We start from the raw sequence: 17,791 nt of genomic DNA, 5'->3' as shown, positions 1-17,791 counted from the left end.
GGAAGTGCCGACTCGACCCGCAAGAAGTGAGCATTCGACGGGAGGAAGTGAGCACTCGACCCTCACGTCGCGTCAGCGAGCGAAGGCGGCGTGGACCTGGTCCTCGGTGAGGCCGTAGTCGGCGAGGTCGTAGGAGTGGGAGGGCCGGGCGCGGCCGGAGCGGGACTCGGCGTCGATGCGCTCGACCTCGGCGCGGGCGGCGTCGCTCCACGTGAGGCCGAAGGCGTCGTGGATGCCGCCGACGGTGCCCACGGGGTCGGCCACGAACTCGCGGTAGTCGACGTCGACGAACTGGGTCGCGTCGTACCGCTCCCGGGCGTCCCAGAAGGCGTGCCAGGAGCGGGCCAGCATCTCCAGCTGGGTGCGTCCTATGGTCTCGCCCACGAACGTCGTCGACGTGCCGGCGGTGGCCTCGGACGACAGCGAGCAGGCCGAGGCGATCGAGGTCACCGGGTCGCGCCGGGTCATCACCACCAGCGCGTCGGGGTAGACCGTCATCAGCTCGTCCAGCGCGGCCAAGTGGGAGGGGTTCTTCAGCACCCACCGCTTCTCGGGGTCGTTGAGCCCGATCAGCTGCAGGTTGCGCCGGTGCCGCTGGTAGGCATCGGTCCAGTCCTGCTTCGCCAGCCAGGCGGAGTAGCGCGGCACGTGCGCCAACGACTCGAAACCGATCGACTTGCCGGTCTGGCGCAGCAGCCGCCAGCACTCCTCCGGCGAGGTGGCATCCATGTAGTGGATGCCCATGAACTCCGGGTTGGTGACGTGGTGCTCGGAGAACGCCGCCTGCATGGCCGCGAAGACCGGGTCGTCCTCCCACGTCTCCCGCGGCGGCCGGGGCTGGGGGAACTCCGTCAGCCATGCCTCCAGGCCCTGGTTGGCGGGGTCCGCGCACAGCAGCCGGTGCAGTGCGGTCGTGCCGGTGCGGGGGAGGCCGAGCACGAAGATCGGCCGCTGGATGGGGACGTCGCGGTGCTGCGGGAACTCGGTGAAGCGCGCCTGGGTCAGGAGCCGCCCGACCAGGGCGCTCTTCACCTGCGCGCGCTGGAAGTAGTTCCCGACCGGTGTCAGGCCCGCCTCGGGCGAGGCGAGGTCCTCGACCAGGAGCCGCAGCCCCTCCTCGTGCTCGCGCTCGTCGGGGCCACCGAAGTCGTCGAGGCCGGTGGTGCGCGACGCGGCCGCGCAGATGTCCTCGAACGTGCCGACGTCCGCGCGCTGCCGCGGCGGGGGCGGAGCCCCCGGAGCCTCAGCTGCCATGGAACTCACCGCAGTCGACGTTGAGCAGCTGCCCGGTCACCGCGGAGGCCAGGTCACTGGCGAAGAAGAGCGCGGCGCGGGCCACCTCGTCGGGGGTGGCCAGTCGCTTGAGGTCGTTGAGGTCGGCCTTCTCGGCGTACACCTCCTCGTGGGTGCGTCCCGACTCCTGCGCGAGGTAGTCGAAGTAGGCCTTGTTGACGTCCTCGTAGATGTAGGACGGCGCGATGGAGTTCACCCGGATGCCGCGCGGCCCCAGCTCGGTCGCCAGTGACGAGGCCAGGTGGGCGAGCGTGCCCTTGGAGAGCTTGTAGCCGGCGAATTCGGGCTGGCTCTGGTGGAGCACGCACGAGTTGACCATCAGGATCGAGCCCCCGGTCGCCGCGAGCGCGTCCGCGAACAGGCTCGAGAGCCGCAGCGGGGCGAACACGTTGGTCTCCTGCGCGCTGCGCAGCACGTCGAGCCCCAGCGTGCTGATCGGCGCCATCGGGGGGATCCCGAAGGCGTTGTTGACCAGGCAGTCGACCCGGCCGAACTCGGCCAGGGCGGCCTCGGCCAGGTTCGCGCGGTCCTCCTCGTCGGTGATGTCGGTCGGGCAGACGAGCGCACGGCGGCCGTGCCCACGCACGACCTCGGCCATCTTCTCCAGGCGTTCGGGGGTGCGGCTGGCCAGCACCAGGTCCGCGCCCGCCTTCGCCGCCTCCTCGCCCAGGGAGCGGCCCAGCCCGGGGCCGACCCCGGAGAGGACGACGACCTTGCCGTCGAGCAGTCCGGTCACGAGAGCATCCTTCGGTTGACGGCACGCTGCCGCGCGGCGATCCGGGCGGCGTACTCCTCGTCGGTGAGGGCGTGGTGGTGCGGCACCAGGGTCGGTATTTCGGCCAGCGGCACACGCTCGATGGTGGGGCCGTCGGCCTCGGTCAGGTCACGTTCGAGGCGCTGCCAGCGCAGCATCATCGGCCCGGTGGCGTGACCGGTGGTCTCGAGCCAGTTGGCGACCGGCGCCGGCGACCCGTCCGGGCCGGGCGGCGGTTGCTCGGCGATCACGAAGCGCATCACCCCGTCGGGGTCGGTGACGGCCTGGGCCTTGGTCAGCGAGGTCTGGTGGGTCTCGTAGTCGGTGGAGGCGTACCAGTCCGAGCCGATCTGGATGGCCTGGTAGCTGCAGTCGTGGCACTCGGGCACGCTGACGACCAGCGCCTCGCCGGGCTCCAGTGCGTAGTGGCCGATGGAGGAGAACTGGGAGGCCAGGCCGCCCGGGGTGGCCTTCGGGACGGTGAGGGTGTTGACCGGCTCCCGGTACTGGAAGAAGTGGGGGAAGGCGAACCACGTCTGCACCGAGCCCACGAGCGATCGTGCGGCGACGTCGTACCTCTTCTCCAGCAGGGCGCGGGTCAGCGGCTGCTTCGGGCGGCCGAGGGTGTCGGGCCGCTCGATCCAGTGGCTGCCGCGCTCCTCGGAGTCCCAGTCGTTGAAGACCTCCCGCACGATCATCGTCTTCGCGCCCGGCTCGGCGAGGTAGCGGAACTCGTAGCTGCCGTCCTCGGCGACGTCGAGCTCGCGGTCGTCGAAGGCCATCAGGCTGGTGGCGGCCGAGTCGGCGGAGTAGGTGCCGCCCATGACCTGGAAGGAGAGGTCGGCCGAGGTGCCGCGGCGCCCGCGTACGACGTACTCGACGCCCTCGCGCAGGTAGGCGTGGAAGTAGATGGCGTCGGGGTTGTCCAGGCCCTGGCGGGAGAACTGGTGGGTGGGGTTGATGAAGAGGGGGTGCTCGAGGTCGTAGTCGAACGCCGTCTGCACCGCCATCCGGATCCGGCCGGCGAGGTAGTCGTAGCCCTCCAGCAGGTCCTGCTCGGTGCGGATGAAGTCGGCGGACTCGATGAGCTGCTCCGCCTCCGCGATCGCGTCCTGGAACGGCTTGCTGATCACGGGTGCACCTGGGCGATCACGTTCTCGGCGTACTGCTCCAGGTGCTTGACCTTCGTCTCCAGCGGCTCGGTGTCGGGCCCCTTGATGTAGGGGACCCGGAAGCCGACGATGCAGTCGGTGACGCCCTTGTCGGCGAGCCGCTTCACGCCGTCGGGGGTGTAGGCGTCGTAGGAGATCACGTGGACCTCGAACTGCGAGGAGTCGCGGGTGTCGCCCTCCTCCCGGCGGATCTCGGCGAGCCGGGTCAGCAGCCGGTCGAGCTCCTCGCCGTCGCCGCCGGCGTGCATCCAGCCGTCGCCCTTGCGCACGGCGCGGCGCAGCGCGGCGTCGGAGTGACCGCCCACCAGGAGGGGGACGGGCTCGGTCGGGGCGGGACACTGCTGCAGCGGCTCGAAGGAGTGGAAGTCGCCGTCGTAGCCGAAGAACTCACCGCTGGTGAGGCCGCGGAGGATGTCCATGCACTCATCCATCCGCTTGCCCCGCTTGGCCCAGGGCACGCCCAGCGCGGCGAAGTCCTCCGGCCAGGGGGAGAGGCCGACGCCGAGGCCGAGCCGGTTGCCGGACAGGTACGCCAGCGAGGACGCCTGCTTGGCCACCAGCACCGGGGGCCGCACCGGCAGCTTGAGCACGAACGGCGTGAGCCGCAGCGTCTCGGTCACCGCGAAGAGGTGGGCGCAGAGCACCATCGTCTCGATGAACTCCTTGCCCTGCAGGAACTCCCGGTCGCCGGTGTCGGTGTAGGGATAGGTCGAGTCGGACTCCTCGGGGTAGATGAGGCTGTCCGCGACCGTCATCGAGGTGTAGCCCGCGGCCTCGGCCGCGCGGGCCAGCGGGGCGTAGTACTCGGCGTGGGTCATCGCCTCGGCGTAGGTGAACCGCATGACGCCACAGTAGAACGTGTTCTAGATTTCTGCCACCGCCGTCTGCCAGAGTGCTGCCATGGCGATGCCCTCCGAGAAGCCCAAGGGACTGGACTCCCCGGTCACCGCGAAGCTCATCAAGTACGGCGCGAGGCTCAACGTCGCCGCCTTCCGCGCCACCAACGGCCGCCTCGGCGCGAAATGGCGCATCGGTGCGGGATGGAAGAAGCCGGTCCCGGTACTGCTGCTCGACCACGTGGGCCGCAAGAGCGGGCAGCGGTTCACGACGCCGCTGCTCTTCCTCGACGACGGCGACCAGTACGTCGTCGTCGCCTCCCAGGGCGGGCTGCCCCGGCACCCCCAGTGGTACCACAACCTGCGGGCGAACCCCGAGACCGAGATCCACCTGCCCCGCCGCGGCCGCCACCCCGTGCGTGCCCGGGTCACCGAGCCGGCCGAGCGGGCGGCACTCTGGCCCCGGCTGGTCGAGCTGTACGCCGACTTCGACAACTACGCGGCCTGGACCGACCGGGAGATCCCCGTCGTCGTCCTCGAGTCCCGGGCCTGAGCAGATGGACCTCGCCGAGCTCGCCGACCGGGCCGAGATCAACGACCTGCTCGCGCGGTACACGCTTGCGGTGGACGCCCAGGAGTGGGACCGGCTCGACACGGTCTTCACGTCCGACGCCCACGTCGACTACACCGAGTCCGGGGGCATCGCCGACGCCTACCCGGTCGTCAAGGAGTGGCTGGCCGCCAACCTCCCGCTCTTCTCCCAGCGCTACCTGCACACGCTGGGCCAGGTCGTGGTCGAGTTCCCCGAGGGCGGGAGTCGCGACGAGGCCGTCGTGACGGCGTACTTCCACAACCCGATGCGGGTGGTCGACGGTGATGCCGAGCGAGTCGTCGAGGTCGGCGGGCGCTACCACCACCGCCTGGTCCGTACGCCGCAGGGCTGGCGCTCACGCCGGCTGCGCGAGGAAGTCGTCTGGACCCGGGGCTTCTGAGGATTTCGCCGGTTTGGCGGTCTCATCAACAATGTCGACATGAGTGACCTCGACGAGCGCCCGCAGCGAGCCGTCCGCAACGGCTTGGTCGCGCTCGTGGCCGTCTCGGTCGCCGTGGGGCTCGTGCTGGCCGTCGTGGCCTTCGTCGGCCTGCAGTTCCTCGGCTTCGGTGGTGGCGACGACGACGGTGGCTCCACGGCGCAGCAGGAGCGGCTCTCCATCCCGCCGATCCAGGCGACCGACGGGCCGAGCGGGCCCGCCATCACGCTGTTCTCCCCGCCGGCCGAGGACGGGTCCAGCTCGGCCTCCGCATCGGCGTCGGAGGAGTCCTCCGAACCGACGGAGGAGGAGAGCGACAAGGACGGCGAGATCTCGCTCTCGGCCGGTCAGACCCAGGTCGGCAACTTCGACCGGATCGACCTCACCGGCGTCTATCCCGGCGGTGAAGGGGTCGTGCTCCAGGTGCAGCGCTTCGAGAACGGGTCGTGGCAGGACTTCCCCGTCACCGCGGCGGTGTCGAACGAGACGTTCTCCACCTACGTGCAGACCGGGGTCAACGGCCCCAACCGGTTCCGGATGGTCGATCGGAAGGCGGACGTCACCTCGAACCCGGTCAAGGTCACCGTCGGGAACTGACGCGGGGCCGAGCGGGCCGGTGGCCCGCCCGACCCCGGGCGTCGTCCTGGCGTGTCAGCCTCGGCCTCAGTCGGGGATCCAGTCCATCGTGTCCGGGTCCGGACCGATGCGCCCCTCGGCGCCCTGGTCGAGGCCGTCGATGGTGGCCATCTGGTCGGCGCTGAGCTCGAAGTCGAAGACGTCGAAGTTCTGCGCCGCCCGCTCGGCCGACATCGTCTTCGGGAACACGATGTCGCCGCGCTGCAGGTGCCACCGCAGGGTCACCTGCGAAGCGGACTTGCCGGTCTCCTCGGCGACCTTCGCGATCGTCGGGTCGTCGAGGACCTTGCCCTGCGCGATCGGCGCCCAGGCCTCGACGCGGGCGTCGACCGCGGCCGAACCGGACCGTGCCGCCTCGTTGGCGAAGAAGGGGTGCACCTCGATCTGGTTGACCACCGGCGCGGTGCCGGTCGCCTCGACGATCCGCTCCAGGTGCGCCGGCTGGAAGTTCGAGACGCCGGCGGAGCGGAGGCGACCGTCCTCGCGCAACGCGAGCATGGCCTCCCAGGTCGAGACGTAGTCACCGTCGTAGCGGGTCGGCAGCGGCCAGTGGATGAGGAACAGGTCCACGTGGTCCAGGCCGAGCTTGGCCAGCGACTCGTCGAAGGTGCGGCGTACGTCGTCGGTGGCGTGGGAGTTGTTGTTGAGCTTGGTCGTGACGTACAGCTCGTCGCGCGGGATCCCGGACGCGGCGATGGCCGCGCCGACCTCGGCCTCGTTGCCGTACATCTGGGCGGTGTCGATGTGGCGGTAGCCGGCCTCGAGGGCCGCGGTCACCACCTTCTCGGTGTCCTCCGGCGGGACCTGGAAGGTGCCGAAGCCGAGCTGGGGGATGGACGTGCCGTCGTTCAGGGGAATCGAAGGAACAGTCATACCCACAGCCAACACCGGGGGTGGTGACACCATTCCTGCGCTCCGCAGGCGCCGACGCGACAACGTTGAGCGCGTCGGGAACAACCCGGGTTGGTCCGCCGTTGTGCCCAGTGGCAGACTTGAGTGCACACCACTCAACAAACTTGTGAGTCACCCCGGAACCTTTCGGAAAGGAAGTTCATCCCATGGCACGTGCAGTCGGTATCGACCTGGGTACCACCAACTCCGTGGTCTCCGTCCTCGAGGGCGGCGAGCCCACCGTGATCGCCAACGCGGAGGGTGCCCGTACGACGCCGTCCGTCGTGGCCTTCTCCAAGAGCGGCGAGGTGCTGGTCGGCGAGGTCGCCAAGCGCCAGGCCGTCACCAACGTCGACCGGACCATCCGCTCGGTCAAGCGCCACATGGGCACCGACTGGAAGACCGAGATCGACGACAAGGACTTCACCCCGCAGCAGATCAGCGCCTTCGTGCTGCAGAAGCTGAAGCGGGATGCCGAGGCCTACCTCGGCGAGGACGTCACCGACGCGGTCATCACCGTCCCGGCGTACTTCTCCGACGCCCAGCGGCAGGCCACCAAGGAGGCCGGCGAGATCGCGGGCCTCAACGTCTCGCGCATCGTCAACGAGCCGACCGCGGCCGCCCTGGCCTACGGCCTGGACAAGGGCGACGACCAGACCATCCTGGTCTTCGACCTCGGTGGCGGCACCTTCGACGTGTCGCTGCTCGAGATCGGCGAGGGCGTCGTCGAGGTCAAGGCGACCTCCGGTGACAACCACCTCGGTGGTGACGACTGGGACAACGCGGTCGTCGAGTGGATGGTCAAGAAGTTCAAGGACAACAACGGCGTCGACCTCGCCGCGGACAAGATCGCCGCGCAGCGCCTTCAGGAGGCCGCCGAGAAGGCCAAGATCGAGCTGTCCTCCTCCTCGGAGACCACGATCCACCTGCCCTACATCACCCACGGCGAGTCCGGCCCGCTCCACTTCGAGGAGAAGCTGACCCGCGCGGAGTTCCAGCGCCTCACCGAGTCGCTGCTCGACCGCACCAAGGCGCCGTTCCAGAGCGTTCTGAAGGACGCCGGCGTCAAGGTCGGCGAGATCGACCACGTGGTCCTCGTGGGTGGTTCCACCCGCATGCCGGCCGTCACCGAGACGGTCAAGGAGCTGCTGGGTGGTCAGGAGCCCAACAAGGGCGTCAACCCCGACGAGGTCGTGGCGGTCGGTGCCGCGCTGCAGGCCGGTGTCCTCAAGGGTGAGGTCAAGGACGTGCTGCTCCTCGACGTCACCCCGCTGAGCCTGGGCATCGAGACCAAGGGTGGCGTGATGACCACGCTGATCGAGCGCAACACCACGATCCCGACCAAGCGGAGCGAGATCTTCTCCACCGCCGACGACAACCAGCCGTCGGTCGAGATCAAGGTGGCGCAGGGCGAGCGCCCGATGTGGGCCCAGAACCAGCCCCTGGGCAACTTCGAGCTCACCGGGCTGCCCCCGGCGCCGCGTGGTGTGCCGAAGATCGAGGTCACCTTCGACATCGACGCCAACGGCATCGTCCACGTGACCGCGAAGGACCAGGCCTCGGAGAAGGAGCAGTCGATGACCATCTCCGGTGGCTCGGCGCTCGGCAAGGACGAGATCGACCGGATGGTCAAGGAGGCCGAGGAGTACGCCGCCGAGGACGCCGCCCGCAAGGAGGCCGTCGAGGCGCGCAACTCCGCCGACCAGCTCGTCTACTCCACCGAGAAGTTCCTCGAGGACAACGGTGACAAGCTGCCCGAGGACGTCAAGACCGAGGTCGGCGCCGACGTCGAGGAGCTGAAGAAGACGCTGGAGAACGAGGACGCCACCGCCGAGGACATCAACGCCGGCGTGAGCAAGCTCGGGGAGTCCAGCCAGAAGATGGGCGCCGCGATGTACGCCGCCGCCGAGGCCGACGAGTCCGCCGCCGGCGGGACGACCGGGGCCACCGGTGAGGGCGACGAGGACGTCGTGGACGCCGAGATCGTGGACGAGGAGGACACCTCGTCCGAGAGCGAGGACAAGTGACCGACGCCGAGCAGGAGCCCACGTCGCCGGGCCCGGACCACCCGGGCACCAGCGGCGTGGACGACATGGTCGAGGAAGGCGCCCCGGTCGAGCCGCAGGACGTCGCGGCGGTCGAGGAGGACCAGCCCGCCGGCGGCGACCCGGTGACCGAGGCCGAGCAGGCGCTCGCCGAGCGCACCGCGGACCTCCAGCGGCTCCAGGCGGAGTACGCCAACTACCGCCGCCGGGTCGAGCGTGACCGGGAGCAGGTCCGGGAGAACGCCACGTTCGCCGCGCTCACTCCGATCGTCGAGGTGCTCGACACCATCGACCGGGCGCGTGAGCACGGTGAGCTGGAGGGCGGCTTCAAGGCCGTGGCCGACCAGCTCGAGCGGATCGTGGCCGACCGGGGCCTGGAGCGGTTCGGCACCGTCGGGGACGAGTTCGACCCGACGCTGCACGAGGCGTTGTCCCACATCGGCACCGACCCGGAAGTCAGTGTCACCACCTGCAAGGTGATCGCCAAGAGCGGCTACCGCATCGGCGACCGTGTCGTGCGGGCCGCGCAGGTGCTGGTGGTGGATCCTGAGGAGGGTGACCAGCCGGCCCCGGCGCAGTCGCCGTCCGGAGAGTCCACCCAGCCGGAGGAGCCGGCCGAGGAAGTCGTCGAGAACGAGGAGTGAGGGGAGGCGCGCGTGAGCCAGGACCAGGAGATCCGTCCCGAGTGGGCGCACAAGGACTACTACGCCGACCTGGGCGTGGCGAAGTCGGCCTCCCAGGACGAGATCAAGAAGGCCTACCGCAAGCTCGCGCGCGCCAACCACCCCGACTCCAACCCCGACGACACCGCCAAGCACGACAAGTTCAAGGCGGTCGCCGAGGCGTACGACGTCGTCGGTGACCCCGCCAAGCGCAAGAAGTACGACGAGGCGAAGGAGCTCTTCGCCAGCGGCGGCTACCCCGGCGGTGGCTTCGGCGGCGGTGCCGGCGGGGTCAACTTCGAGGACATGATGCGCCAGCAGGGCGGCGGGGCCGGTGGCTTCGGCGACCTGTTCGGCGACCTCTTCGGCGGGTTCGGGGGCGGCGGCGGTGCCCGTCGCCGCCCGCGGCCCGCCCGGGGTGCGGACCTGGAGACCTCCACGACGATCGGGTTCACCGACGCGCTGGACGGTGTGACGGTCTCGCTGCGGATCTCCTCCGACGGCCCGTGCGCGACGTGTTCGGGGTCCGGCGGCAAGCCGGGCAGCAGTCCGCACACGTGCCCCACCTGTGAGGGGAGCGGGTACGTCGTCGCCTCGCTGGGCGGCGCGTTCTCGATGAACGAGCCGTGCCCGGCGTGTGGCGGTCGCCAGTTCGTCTACGACGAGGCGTGCCCGACCTGCTTCGGATCCGGCCGTGGCAAGAACACCCGCACCATCCAGGCCAAGATCCCCGCCGGGGTCAAGGACGGCCAGCGCATCCGGCTGCGCGGCAAGGGCGCGCCGGGGGAGAACGGCGGCCCGTCCGGCGACCTGTTCGTCACCGTCAAGGTCGCCACCCACCGGGTCTTCGGTCGCAAGGGCGACCACCTGACGGTCGAGGTGCCGATCTCCTTCCCCGAGGCGGCGCTCGGTGCCGAGATCAAGGTGCCGACACTCGGCGGCACCCCGGTCACGGTCAAGGTGCCCGCCGGCACGCCCACCGGCCGCACGTTCCGGGTGCGCGGTCGGGGCGCGAAGAAGCCCGACGGCAGTCGCGGCGACCTGCTCGCCACCGTGGAGGTGCAGGTGCCCGGCTCGCTCACCGACGATGCCCGCCAGGCGCTCGAGGCGTACGCCGCCACGACGGCCGACGCGCGGCTGCGCGGCAACCTCTTCGCCGAGGGTGAGCAGTGATGGTCGGCCCGCGCGGACCGGTGGACCCGGCCCCGGACGCCGCCGTCTTCGTGATCAGTGTGGCCGCCGAGCTCAGCGGCCTCCACCCGCAGACGCTGCGCACGTACGAGCGCATGGGGCTCATCACGCCCCGTCGCACCGGTGGCGGTGGTCGCCGCTACTCCTCGACCGACGTCGAGCTGCTGCGCAGCATCGCCGAGCTCACCTCGTCCGGCATCGGCATCGAGGGCGTGCGCCGCATCCTGGAGCTGGAGCACACGGTGGCGGCGCTGCGGGCGCAGAACGCCGAGCTCGCCGCGGAGCTCGACGCCGCCAAGGAGGTGCTGCGCCAGACGATGAGCACCCGTCCGGCGAGCGCCCCGAACACCCTGCCGGTGCTGCGGACCGCGGCGCCGAGCCAGTCATTGGTGGTCTGGCGCCGCGGCCGCTCCTAGTGCTCCTGCCGGCTCACTCCAGCCGCAGGAAGGCCAGGTGCTGCTCGTACTGGTCCAGGCAGTCGTGGATCACCTGGGTCTCGGTGTAGCCCATGACGTCGTAGTCCTGGCCGCCATCGCCCAGGTGCACCTCGAGCCGGCCGTACCGGTCGCGGTCTCCCAGCACGCGGCCGCCGTACGTCGGCACCGGCGCCACGTCGAGCTGCACCCGGTAGACGAACGGGTGGGTGTCGGCGTCGCTGCGCAGCTCCACCCACGGCGAGCCGTCCTCGGCGTCGCCGGTGGTGACACTCGCGGTCACCGACCGCTCGGTGAGTTCCACGGCCACGGCCTCCAGGGCGGGGTGGATCACCGTGGTCAGATGCCGCGTGGCGTCCTCGGGGGCCACGAAGCTGACCGCTCGGGCGAGGCGGGTGCGCCAGGCACCGCGCCCTCCCTCGTGCTCGGACCGTGCCGAGAGCAGCGCCGGCAGGTGGTGGTCGGCGGAGTCCGCCCGCCGTCCCTCGACGCGGAGTGCGCGGGCCAGTCCCCACATCACCAGGATCAGCACGATCGCGAACGGCACCGCGAAGATGATCGTGGCGTACTGCAGCGCCAGGATCCCGCCGACCAGCAGCATCGAGATGGTGAGTACGCCGGTGACCGAGGCCCACACGATCCGCATCCACGGGGCGGCGTCGTCGTGCACCGACCGCAGGTCCGAGCTCAGGTTGCCCGTCACCAGCGCGCCGGAGTCGGCGGAGGTGACGTAGAACAGCAGCCCGACCATGAAGGCGAGCGTGATGACCACGCCCGAGGCGGGGTACTGCTGGAGCAGCGTGTAGAAGCCGGCGCCGTCGTACTGCTGCGCCTCCTCGGCGAAGCTCGTGTCGCCACCGCGGACGCGGTCGATGGCGGCGTTGCCGAAAATGCTGATCCACATCACGATGTAGGTGAAGGGGATGATCATCGTCCCGGCCACGAACTGCCGGATGGTGCGGCCCCGCGAGATCCGGGCCAGGAAGAGGCCCACGAAGGACGCCCAGGCGATCCACCACGCCCAGAAGAACAGCGTCCACAGCGACATCCACTCGGCGTTGTCGACGAAGGCGAACGTCTCGGTCGTCTTCGCGGGGAAGGTGCGCACGAAGTCGCCCACGTTCATCACGATGGCGTTGAGGATGAACGTCGTCTTGCCGGTGAGCAGCACCCAGCCGGCCAGGCCGAGCGCGAGGATCACGTTGAGCTGGGACAGCATCCGGATGCCCTTGTCGACGCCCGTCGTCGCCGACACGGCGGCCATGCCGACGGCGAGTGCGGCGAGCGCGATCTGCGCGCCGGTGCCGACGCCGATCCCGAACAGCACGTTGAGGCCGACGTTGAGGAAGACCACGCCGATGCCGAGGCTCGTGGCGACGCCGAAGACGGTGCCGAGCACGGCGGCGGTGTCCACGGCGTGCCCGATCGGCCCGTTGATCTTCGACCCGAGGATCGGGTGGAGCGCGGAGCGGACGGCGAGCGGCAGGTTGAGCCGGTAGGCGAAGTACGCCAGTGCCAGCCCCATCAGCGCATACATCGCCCAGCCGGTGATCCCGTAGTGGAACAGCGTCCACACCGTCGCCTCGCGGGCCGCCTCGACCGACTCGGCCTCGGCCCCGCCCGACGGGGGAGCGACGTACTGCGTCACCGGCTCGACGACGGAGAAGAACATCACGTCGGTGCCGATGCCGGCCGCGAAGAGCATCGAGGCCCAGGCGAAGGTCGAGTACTCCGGGCGCGAGTGGTCAGGACCGAGCCGGACGTGCCCGTAGCGGGAGATGCCCAGGAACAGCACGAAGCCCAGGATCACCGTCGCGAGCAGGATGTAGAACCAGCCGAACCCGGTGGTCACCTTGTCCACGACGGTGAAGATCGTGCTCTCGGCGTTGCCCGGCGCCACGATCGCCCAGATCGCCATCAGGCTGATCCCGACGACCGAGGACAGGAAGACCGGCCATCGCGCCGGTGGCCCGCCGCTGTGGTCGTCGCGGCTCGCCGCGCGTGGTTCGACGGGGTCGGTGTCGATGCTCATGACGTCTCTCCTGTCCTGTGCGCGGCCTCGGCGGCTGCTGCACTCGGTGGTTCGGTCGTCGCGTCCCAGGCGTCGTTGCGGGGATCACCGGGCGGGTACGGCGGGTCGCCCCGGCCGTGGCGGTACCACGGCACGTCGGGCAGCGGCGGCAGTGGCGTGTTGCCGGCGATCAGGTCCGCCGCCTTCTCCGCGACCATCATCACGGGGGCGTAGATGTTGCCGTTGGTGACGTAGGGGAACACGGAGGCGTCCACGACGCGCAATCCCTGGGTCCCGTGCACCCGCATCGTCTCCGGGTCGACGACCGCGTCCTCGCCGGTGCCCATCTTCGCGGTGCACGAGGGGTGCAGTGCCGTCTCGGCGTCGCGCGCCACCCAGTCGAGGATCTCCTCGTCGGTGGACACTTCGGGCCCGGGGGAGATCTCGCCGCCGCTGAAGGCGGCGAACGCCGGCTGCTCCAGGATGGTGCGTGCGGCGCGCACCATCTCGACCCACTCGCGGCGGTCGTTCTCGGTGGAGAGGTAGTTGAACTGGATCGCCGGGTGCTCGCGCGGATCGTTGGAGCGGATGCGCAGCGAGCCGCGGGTGTCGGCGTACATCGGGCCGATGTGGACCTGGTAGCCGTGGATGCCGTGGTCGCTCTCGGCGGGCTTGCTGCCGTCGTAGCGGATCGCGATCGGCAGGAAGTGGAACATCAGGTTCGGCCAGCCGACCTCGTCGTTGCTCCGGATGAAGCCACCGGCCTCGAAGTGGTTCGACGCCCCGACGCCGCGGCGACCGAATAGCCACTCCGCGCCGATCCGCGGCTTGTGGTGGTGCGCCAACCAGGGGGCGATCGAGACGGGCTGCCGTGCCGCGTGCTGCACGTACACCTCGAGGTGGTCCTGCAGGTTCGCGCCCACGCCGGGCAGGTCGAGCCGGGGAGCGACGCCGACGCTCGCCAGGTGCTCGGCGTCGCCGATGCCGGCGAGCTGCAGCAGCTGCGGGCTGTTGAAGGCACCGCCGCACAGGATCACCTCACCCGCGGTGACCGAGCGCTCCAGCTTGCCCGCGCGCACGTAGTCGACACCGGTGCAGCGCGTGCCCTCCATCCGCAGCCCGGTGACGAAGGCACGGGTCTCGACGTCGAGGTTCTTGCGGTGCTCCACCGGGTGGAGGTAGGCCCGCGCGGCGGAGAGCCGCCGCCCGCGGTGGACGTTGCGGTCGAACTTGGCGAAGCCCTCCTGCCGGTAGCCGTTGACGTCGTCGGTCAACGGGTAGCCCGCCTCCTGCACGGCCTCCAGGAAGGCGCCGAACAGCGGCGACGTCGCGGGCCCGCGCTCGAGCACGAGCGGGCCGGAGCCGCCGCGCCAGGCGTCCGGACCGGCGAGGCAGGTCTCCATCCGCCGGAAGTAGGGCAGGCAGTGGGCGTAGTCCCAGTGCTCCATGCCGGCGTCGCCGGCCCACCGCTCGAAGTCCATCGGGTTGCCCCGCTGGAAGATCATGCCGTTGATCGAGCTGGAGCCGCCGAGCACCTTGCCGCGGGCGTGGTAGACCCGGCGGCCGCCCATGTGGGGCTCGGGCTCGGACTCGTACTTCCAGTCGTACAGCCGGTTGCCGATCGGGTAGGGAAGCGCTGCCGGCATGTGGATGAACGGGTCGAGGATCGAGTCGTTGCGGCCCGCCTCGAGCACCAGCACGCTGGTGTGCGGGTCGGACGACAGCCGGTTGGCCAGGGCGGACCCGGCCGAGCCGCCGCCGACGATCACGACGTCGTAGGACTTCATCGTGCTCCTCCTCTGCGGTCGACGAACCAGTCAGCCGGCGCGGGACGGGTGTTGTGCCACACGTGCTTGGTCTCGCGGTACTCCTCCAGCCCGGCCACGCCGAGCTCGCGGCCGACCCCGGACTGCTTGAAGCCGCCCCACTCGGCGCCGGCCACGTAGGGGTGGAAGTCGTTGATCCAGATCGTGCCGTGCCGCATCCGGGCCGCCACCCGTTCGGCCCGTCCGGCGTTCTCGGTCCACACGGCGCCCGCCAGGCCGTAGATGGTGTCGTTGGCCAGGCTGACCGCAGCCTCCTCGGCGCGGTCACCGTCGGCACCCTCGAAGGTCTCCACCGTCAGCACCGGGCCGAAGGACTCCTCCTGCACGCACCGCATGTCGGCGGCGCAGTGGTCCAGGATCGTGGGCAGGTAGTAGAAGCCGTCGTCGTACTCCGCCCCCTCGGGTGGGCCACCGCCGCAGCGCAGGTCGGCCCCGTCCTCGACGGCGTCGGCGACGTACTGCGCGACCTTGTCCCGGTGCTCGGCGCTGATGAGCGGGCCTGCCTCGGCCTGGTCGTCGAACGGCGCGCCCAGCCGGATGCCGCGTGCGCGCTCGACCAGCTCGTCCACCACCCGGTCGTGGATGCTGGACTCCACGATGAGCCGGGTGCCGGCGGAGCAGACCTGGCCCGAGTCCAGGAACACTGCGGTGAGGGCGTTGTCGATCGCGGCCGGCAGGTCGGCGTCGGCGAAGATCACGTTGGGGTTCTTGCCGCCCAGCTCCAGGGCGACCTTCTTCACCGTCGCCGCGGCGCTGGCCATGATCACCCGGCCGGTGTGGAGCCCGCCGGTGAAGGAGACGAGATCGACGGCCGGGTCCTCGACGAGGGCCGCGCCGACCTCGGCGCCGGTCCCCAGCACCAGGTTGCCCACCCCGTCGGGCAGGCCCAGGTCGGCGAGGGTCCGCAGCAGCCAGATGCAGGTGCTGGGGGTCAGCTCGCTGGGCTTGAGGACGAAGGTGTTGCCCGCCGCGAGGCACGGCGCGACCTTCCAGGCCGTCTGCAGCAGCGGGAAGTTCCACGGGGTGATCAGGGTGCAGACCCCGACCGGCTCGTGGACCACGCGGCTGCGTACCTCGGGCACCCCGGTGTCGACGACCCGGCCGGCGTCGTTCGCGGCGAGGTCGGCGAAGTGCCGGAAGACGCTGATGATGTCGTCCATGTCGATCTGCGCCTCGACGAAGCGCTTGCCGGTGTCGAGTGACTCCAGCTCCGCGACGTGGTCCTTCTCCGCCTCGAGCCGGTCGGCGAGGCGACGCAGCAGGTCCGCCCGGTCGGCCGTGGGCGTGTGCGGCCACGGCCCGTCGTCGAAGGCCGAGCGCGCCGCGGCGACCGCCGCACGCGCATCGGCCGCCGTTCCCTCCGCCACCGTCGCGACCTCGCGACCGTCGGCGGGGCAACGGATGGTCCTGGTCCCCGAGTCGTCTGCCGGCCGCCAGGTGCCGGCGATGAAGATCGTGTCCATGGGCCCCTCTGAGGTTGTGATTGTCATCTTGCCCCGCGGGCGCCGGTCCGTCCACCGTCGACGGCGTCGCGTGCCCCGTGGGGTCGACGCGTCGTCCGCGGTCCGTACGGCGGATCGCTGTCCCCGGCGCTCCGCGCGGCACTAACCTCGCACTGTCCCGTTGTTGGTGTGACATGGGGTGACGGGCGAGGCGAAGGGGATGTGACGTGGACGCAGTGCTGGGGTGGCTGGCCGACTGGGCGGCGCACGTCGACTGGTTCGCGTTCGCATCGATCCCGGTCTTCACCGGCGTCGTCGGCTGGCTGATCAACTGGTCGGGACTCTGGATGCTCTTCAGCCCGATCCGGTTCTACGGCGTCGCGATCCCCGGCTGGCGTGAGGCGGTCACGCTGTTCCCGCGCAAGCTGCAGGAGGTCCCCGGCTGGCCCGAGGGGCGTCTCGGCTGGCAGGGCATCGTGCCGGCGCGCGCCGCGAAGATGGGCAGCATCGCCGTCGACAAGGTCATCGCCAAGCTCGGCACGCCGGCGGAGTTCTACCAGCAGCTCGAGCCCGACCAGATCGCCGAGCACATCGTGGCGATGTTCCGCCCCGAGCTGCCCGACATCGTCGACGAGGTGATGCGTGAGGAACACCCGCGGCTGTGGCGCGACCTGCCGCCGGCGGCCAAGCAGGCCATCATCGACCGGGTCCAGGCCCAGCTCCCCGAGCTCATCGGACGCATCACCGACGAGATCGGCGTCCACATCGACCAGCTGCTCGACCCGAAGATCATGGTCATCGACCACTTCCGCAACAACCCCGAGCTGGTGGTCCGCGTCTTCCGCGACGTCGGTCAGCGCGAGCTCAACCTGATGGTCGCGTTCGGCTTCATCTTCGGCTTCGCGCTCGGCATCCCGGTGGCGATCGTCGACCAGACCTGGCACATCTGGTGGCTGCTGCCCATCCTCGGCGTGGTGGTCGGCTGGATCACCAACCTGCTGGGGATGTGGCTGATCTTCGACCCGCCCGAGCCCAAGCGCATCCTGGGCATCAAGGTGCAGGGCCTGTTCCTGCGCCGCCAGGACCAGTGCGCCGAGGTCTATGCGCGGATCATCGCCGACGACGTCATCACCCTGGAGCGGATCGGTGACTTCTTGATGGACGGTCCTCGCGGCGACCGCACGCGCCAGATGCTCGCCGACGCCCTGCGGCCGGCCATCGATCGGGCGGCCGGCCCGATGCGGGGCGCGGTCCGTGTGGCGCTGGGCGGGGAGCGCTTCGACAACATCCGCGAGGGCGTCACCCGGCAGGCCGTCGGGCGCACCATCACCCCCTTCAAGGACCCGGAGTTCTCCGCGCGGCAGTCGGACAAGATCCAGGGCCTGCTGGCGCGGCGTACCAAGGAGCTGCCGCCGCGGGACTTCGTGGAGATGATGCGCGCCGCCATCAAGGAGGACGAGTGGATGCTCTACGCCCACGGTGCCGTCATGGGGGCCGCCGGTGGCTTCCTCCACGTCGCCATCTACAACTGGGGGCTGATCCCGGGGTTCCCGCCGTGAGAGAGGGG

General features: G+C 70.4%; 16 protein-coding genes. 8 read left to right on the top strand and 8 right to left on the bottom strand.

What is annotated here, in order from left to right; all coding sequences use genetic code 11:
- Nucleotides 1–72 precede the first annotated feature (72 nt).
- Genes KUV85_RS11380 through KUV85_RS11365 form a run of 4 tightly spaced genes read right to left on the bottom strand, consistent with a single transcriptional unit; the run spans nucleotide 73 to nucleotide 4,061 of the window.
- Nucleotides 73–1,254, bottom strand: coding sequence for a sulfotransferase family protein (locus KUV85_RS11380; RefSeq protein ID WP_219960010.1), 1,182 nt, complete (start codon nucleotides 1,252–1,254; stop codon nucleotides 73–75).
- A complete protein-coding gene (locus tag KUV85_RS11375) occupies nucleotides 1,244–2,029 on the bottom strand; it encodes an SDR family oxidoreductase (RefSeq protein ID WP_219960009.1) in 786 nt (261 codons plus the stop codon). The genes KUV85_RS11380 and KUV85_RS11375 overlap by 11 nt, the downstream gene beginning before the upstream one ends.
- On the bottom strand, nucleotides 2,026–3,180 hold the full coding sequence (locus KUV85_RS11370) for a hypothetical protein (RefSeq protein ID WP_219960008.1): 1,155 nt from the start codon (nucleotides 3,178–3,180) through the stop codon (nucleotides 2,026–2,028). Before KUV85_RS11370 ends, KUV85_RS11375 begins: the two co-directional genes overlap by 4 nt.
- Nucleotides 3,177–4,061: a TIGR03619 family F420-dependent LLM class oxidoreductase gene (locus KUV85_RS11365; protein WP_219960007.1), complete on the bottom strand. Its 885-nt coding sequence runs from the start codon at nucleotides 4,059–4,061 to the stop codon at nucleotides 3,177–3,179. The genes KUV85_RS11370 and KUV85_RS11365 overlap by 4 nt, the downstream gene beginning before the upstream one ends.
- Before the next feature lie 58 nt (nucleotides 4,062–4,119).
- On the opposite strand from KUV85_RS11365, the gene KUV85_RS11360 reads away from it, so the two are divergent.
- From KUV85_RS11360 to KUV85_RS11350, 3 genes are read left to right on the top strand one after another with little or no spacing between them, the layout of a single operon-like run.
- The gene (locus KUV85_RS11360; RefSeq protein WP_219960006.1) at nucleotides 4,120–4,608 is read left to right on the top strand and encodes a nitroreductase family deazaflavin-dependent oxidoreductase; all 489 of its coding nucleotides are present in this window, start codon (nucleotides 4,120–4,122) and stop codon (nucleotides 4,606–4,608) included.
- A 4-nt stretch (nucleotides 4,609–4,612) separates the two neighbouring features.
- Entirely contained in the window at nucleotides 4,613–5,047 is a 435-nt protein-coding gene (locus tag KUV85_RS11355; RefSeq protein ID WP_219960005.1) for a nuclear transport factor 2 family protein, read from the top strand.
- Between the two features lie 39 nt (nucleotides 5,048–5,086).
- A complete protein-coding gene (locus KUV85_RS11350) occupies nucleotides 5,087–5,683 on the top strand; it encodes a hypothetical protein (protein WP_219960004.1) in 597 nt (198 codons plus the stop codon).
- A gap of 66 nt (nucleotides 5,684–5,749) precedes the next feature.
- On the opposite strand, the gene KUV85_RS11345 is transcribed toward KUV85_RS11350, so the two are convergent.
- Nucleotides 5,750–6,595, bottom strand: a complete 846-nt coding sequence (locus KUV85_RS11345) for an aldo/keto reductase (protein WP_219960003.1) — start codon at nucleotides 6,593–6,595, stop codon at nucleotides 5,750–5,752.
- A gap of 185 nt (nucleotides 6,596–6,780) precedes the next feature.
- On the opposite strand from KUV85_RS11345, the gene dnaK reads away from it, so the two are divergent.
- From dnaK to KUV85_RS11325, 4 genes are read left to right on the top strand one after another with little or no spacing between them, the layout of a single operon-like run.
- Nucleotides 6,781–8,640, top strand: coding sequence for a molecular chaperone DnaK (gene dnaK / locus KUV85_RS11340; RefSeq protein ID WP_219960002.1), 1,860 nt, complete (start codon nucleotides 6,781–6,783; stop codon nucleotides 8,638–8,640).
- A complete protein-coding gene (gene grpE / locus KUV85_RS11335) occupies nucleotides 8,637–9,302 on the top strand; it encodes a nucleotide exchange factor GrpE (RefSeq protein WP_219960001.1) in 666 nt (221 codons plus the stop codon). The genes dnaK and grpE overlap by 4 nt, the downstream gene beginning before the upstream one ends.
- 12 nt (nucleotides 9,303–9,314) lie before the next feature.
- Nucleotides 9,315–10,493, top strand: a complete 1,179-nt coding sequence (gene dnaJ, locus KUV85_RS11330) for a molecular chaperone DnaJ (protein ID WP_237690128.1) — start codon at nucleotides 9,315–9,317, stop codon at nucleotides 10,491–10,493.
- Nucleotides 10,493–10,927: a heat shock protein transcriptional repressor HspR gene (locus tag KUV85_RS11325; protein ID WP_219960000.1), complete on the top strand. Its 435-nt coding sequence runs from the start codon at nucleotides 10,493–10,495 to the stop codon at nucleotides 10,925–10,927. The genes dnaJ and KUV85_RS11325 overlap by 1 nt, the downstream gene beginning before the upstream one ends.
- Before the next feature lie 13 nt (nucleotides 10,928–10,940).
- On the opposite strand, the gene betT is transcribed toward KUV85_RS11325, so the two are convergent.
- The 3 genes from betT to KUV85_RS11310 are packed head-to-tail and all read right to left on the bottom strand — an operon-like array spanning nucleotide 10,941 to nucleotide 16,245.
- The gene (gene betT, locus KUV85_RS11320) at nucleotides 10,941–12,977 is read right to left on the bottom strand and encodes a choline BCCT transporter BetT (RefSeq protein WP_219959999.1); all 2,037 of its coding nucleotides are present in this window, start codon (nucleotides 12,975–12,977) and stop codon (nucleotides 10,941–10,943) included.
- Nucleotides 12,974–14,743 carry a choline dehydrogenase gene (gene betA / locus KUV85_RS11315; RefSeq protein WP_219959998.1) on the bottom strand — a complete coding sequence of 590 codons (1,770 nt, stop codon included), beginning with the start codon at nucleotides 14,741–14,743 and terminating at the stop codon, nucleotides 12,974–12,976. The genes betT and betA overlap by 4 nt, the downstream gene beginning before the upstream one ends.
- Complete coding sequence (locus KUV85_RS11310; protein ID WP_219959997.1) at nucleotides 14,740–16,245, bottom strand: aldehyde dehydrogenase family protein; 1,506 nt, start codon at nucleotides 16,243–16,245, stop codon at nucleotides 14,740–14,742. Before KUV85_RS11310 ends, betA begins: the two co-directional genes overlap by 4 nt.
- A 206-nt stretch (nucleotides 16,246–16,451) precedes the next feature.
- Between KUV85_RS11310 and KUV85_RS11305 the strand changes: the two genes are divergently transcribed.
- Nucleotides 16,452–17,783: a hypothetical protein gene (locus KUV85_RS11305; protein ID WP_219959996.1), complete on the top strand. Its 1,332-nt coding sequence runs from the start codon at nucleotides 16,452–16,454 to the stop codon at nucleotides 17,781–17,783.
- The last annotated feature ends 8 nt before the right edge of the window (nucleotides 17,784–17,791 follow it).

The organism is Nocardioides panacisoli, assembly GCF_019448235.1.
Taxonomy (GTDB): Bacteria; Actinomycetota; Actinomycetes; order Propionibacteriales; family Nocardioidaceae; genus Nocardioides; species Nocardioides panacisoli_A.
The sequence above is the reverse complement of the archived record's forward strand: the minus strand, read 5'-3'. Positions and strand labels throughout refer to the sequence as shown.

Excerpts from the sequence above, each read along its gene's own strand:
- KUV85_RS11345 (WP_219960003.1), bottom strand. The coding sequence starts at position 6,595 with ATGACTGTTCCTTCGATTCCCCTGAACGACGGCACGTCCATCCCCCAG.
- KUV85_RS11380 (WP_219960010.1), bottom strand. The coding sequence starts at position 1,254 with ATGGCAGCTGAGGCTCCGGGGGCTCCGCCCCCGCCGCGGCAGCGCGCG.
- dnaK (WP_219960002.1), top strand. The coding sequence starts at position 6,781 with ATGGCACGTGCAGTCGGTATCGACCTGGGTACCACCAACTCCGTGGTC.
- KUV85_RS11365 (WP_219960007.1), bottom strand. The coding sequence starts at position 4,061 with ATGCGGTTCACCTACGCCGAGGCGATGACCCACGCCGAGTACTACGCC.
- KUV85_RS11350 (WP_219960004.1), top strand. The coding sequence starts at position 5,087 with ATGAGTGACCTCGACGAGCGCCCGCAGCGAGCCGTCCGCAACGGCTTG.
- KUV85_RS11325 (WP_219960000.1), top strand. The coding sequence starts at position 10,493 with ATGGTCGGCCCGCGCGGACCGGTGGACCCGGCCCCGGACGCCGCCGTC.
- betT (WP_219959999.1), bottom strand. The coding sequence starts at position 12,977 with ATGAGCATCGACACCGACCCCGTCGAACCACGCGCGGCGAGCCGCGAC.
- KUV85_RS11360 (WP_219960006.1), top strand. The coding sequence starts at position 4,120 with ATGGCGATGCCCTCCGAGAAGCCCAAGGGACTGGACTCCCCGGTCACC.
- betA (WP_219959998.1), bottom strand. The coding sequence starts at position 14,743 with ATGAAGTCCTACGACGTCGTGATCGTCGGCGGCGGCTCGGCCGGGTCC.
- KUV85_RS11310 (WP_219959997.1), bottom strand. The coding sequence starts at position 16,245 with ATGGACACGATCTTCATCGCCGGCACCTGGCGGCCGGCAGACGACTCG.
- KUV85_RS11355 (WP_219960005.1), top strand. The coding sequence starts at position 4,613 with ATGGACCTCGCCGAGCTCGCCGACCGGGCCGAGATCAACGACCTGCTC.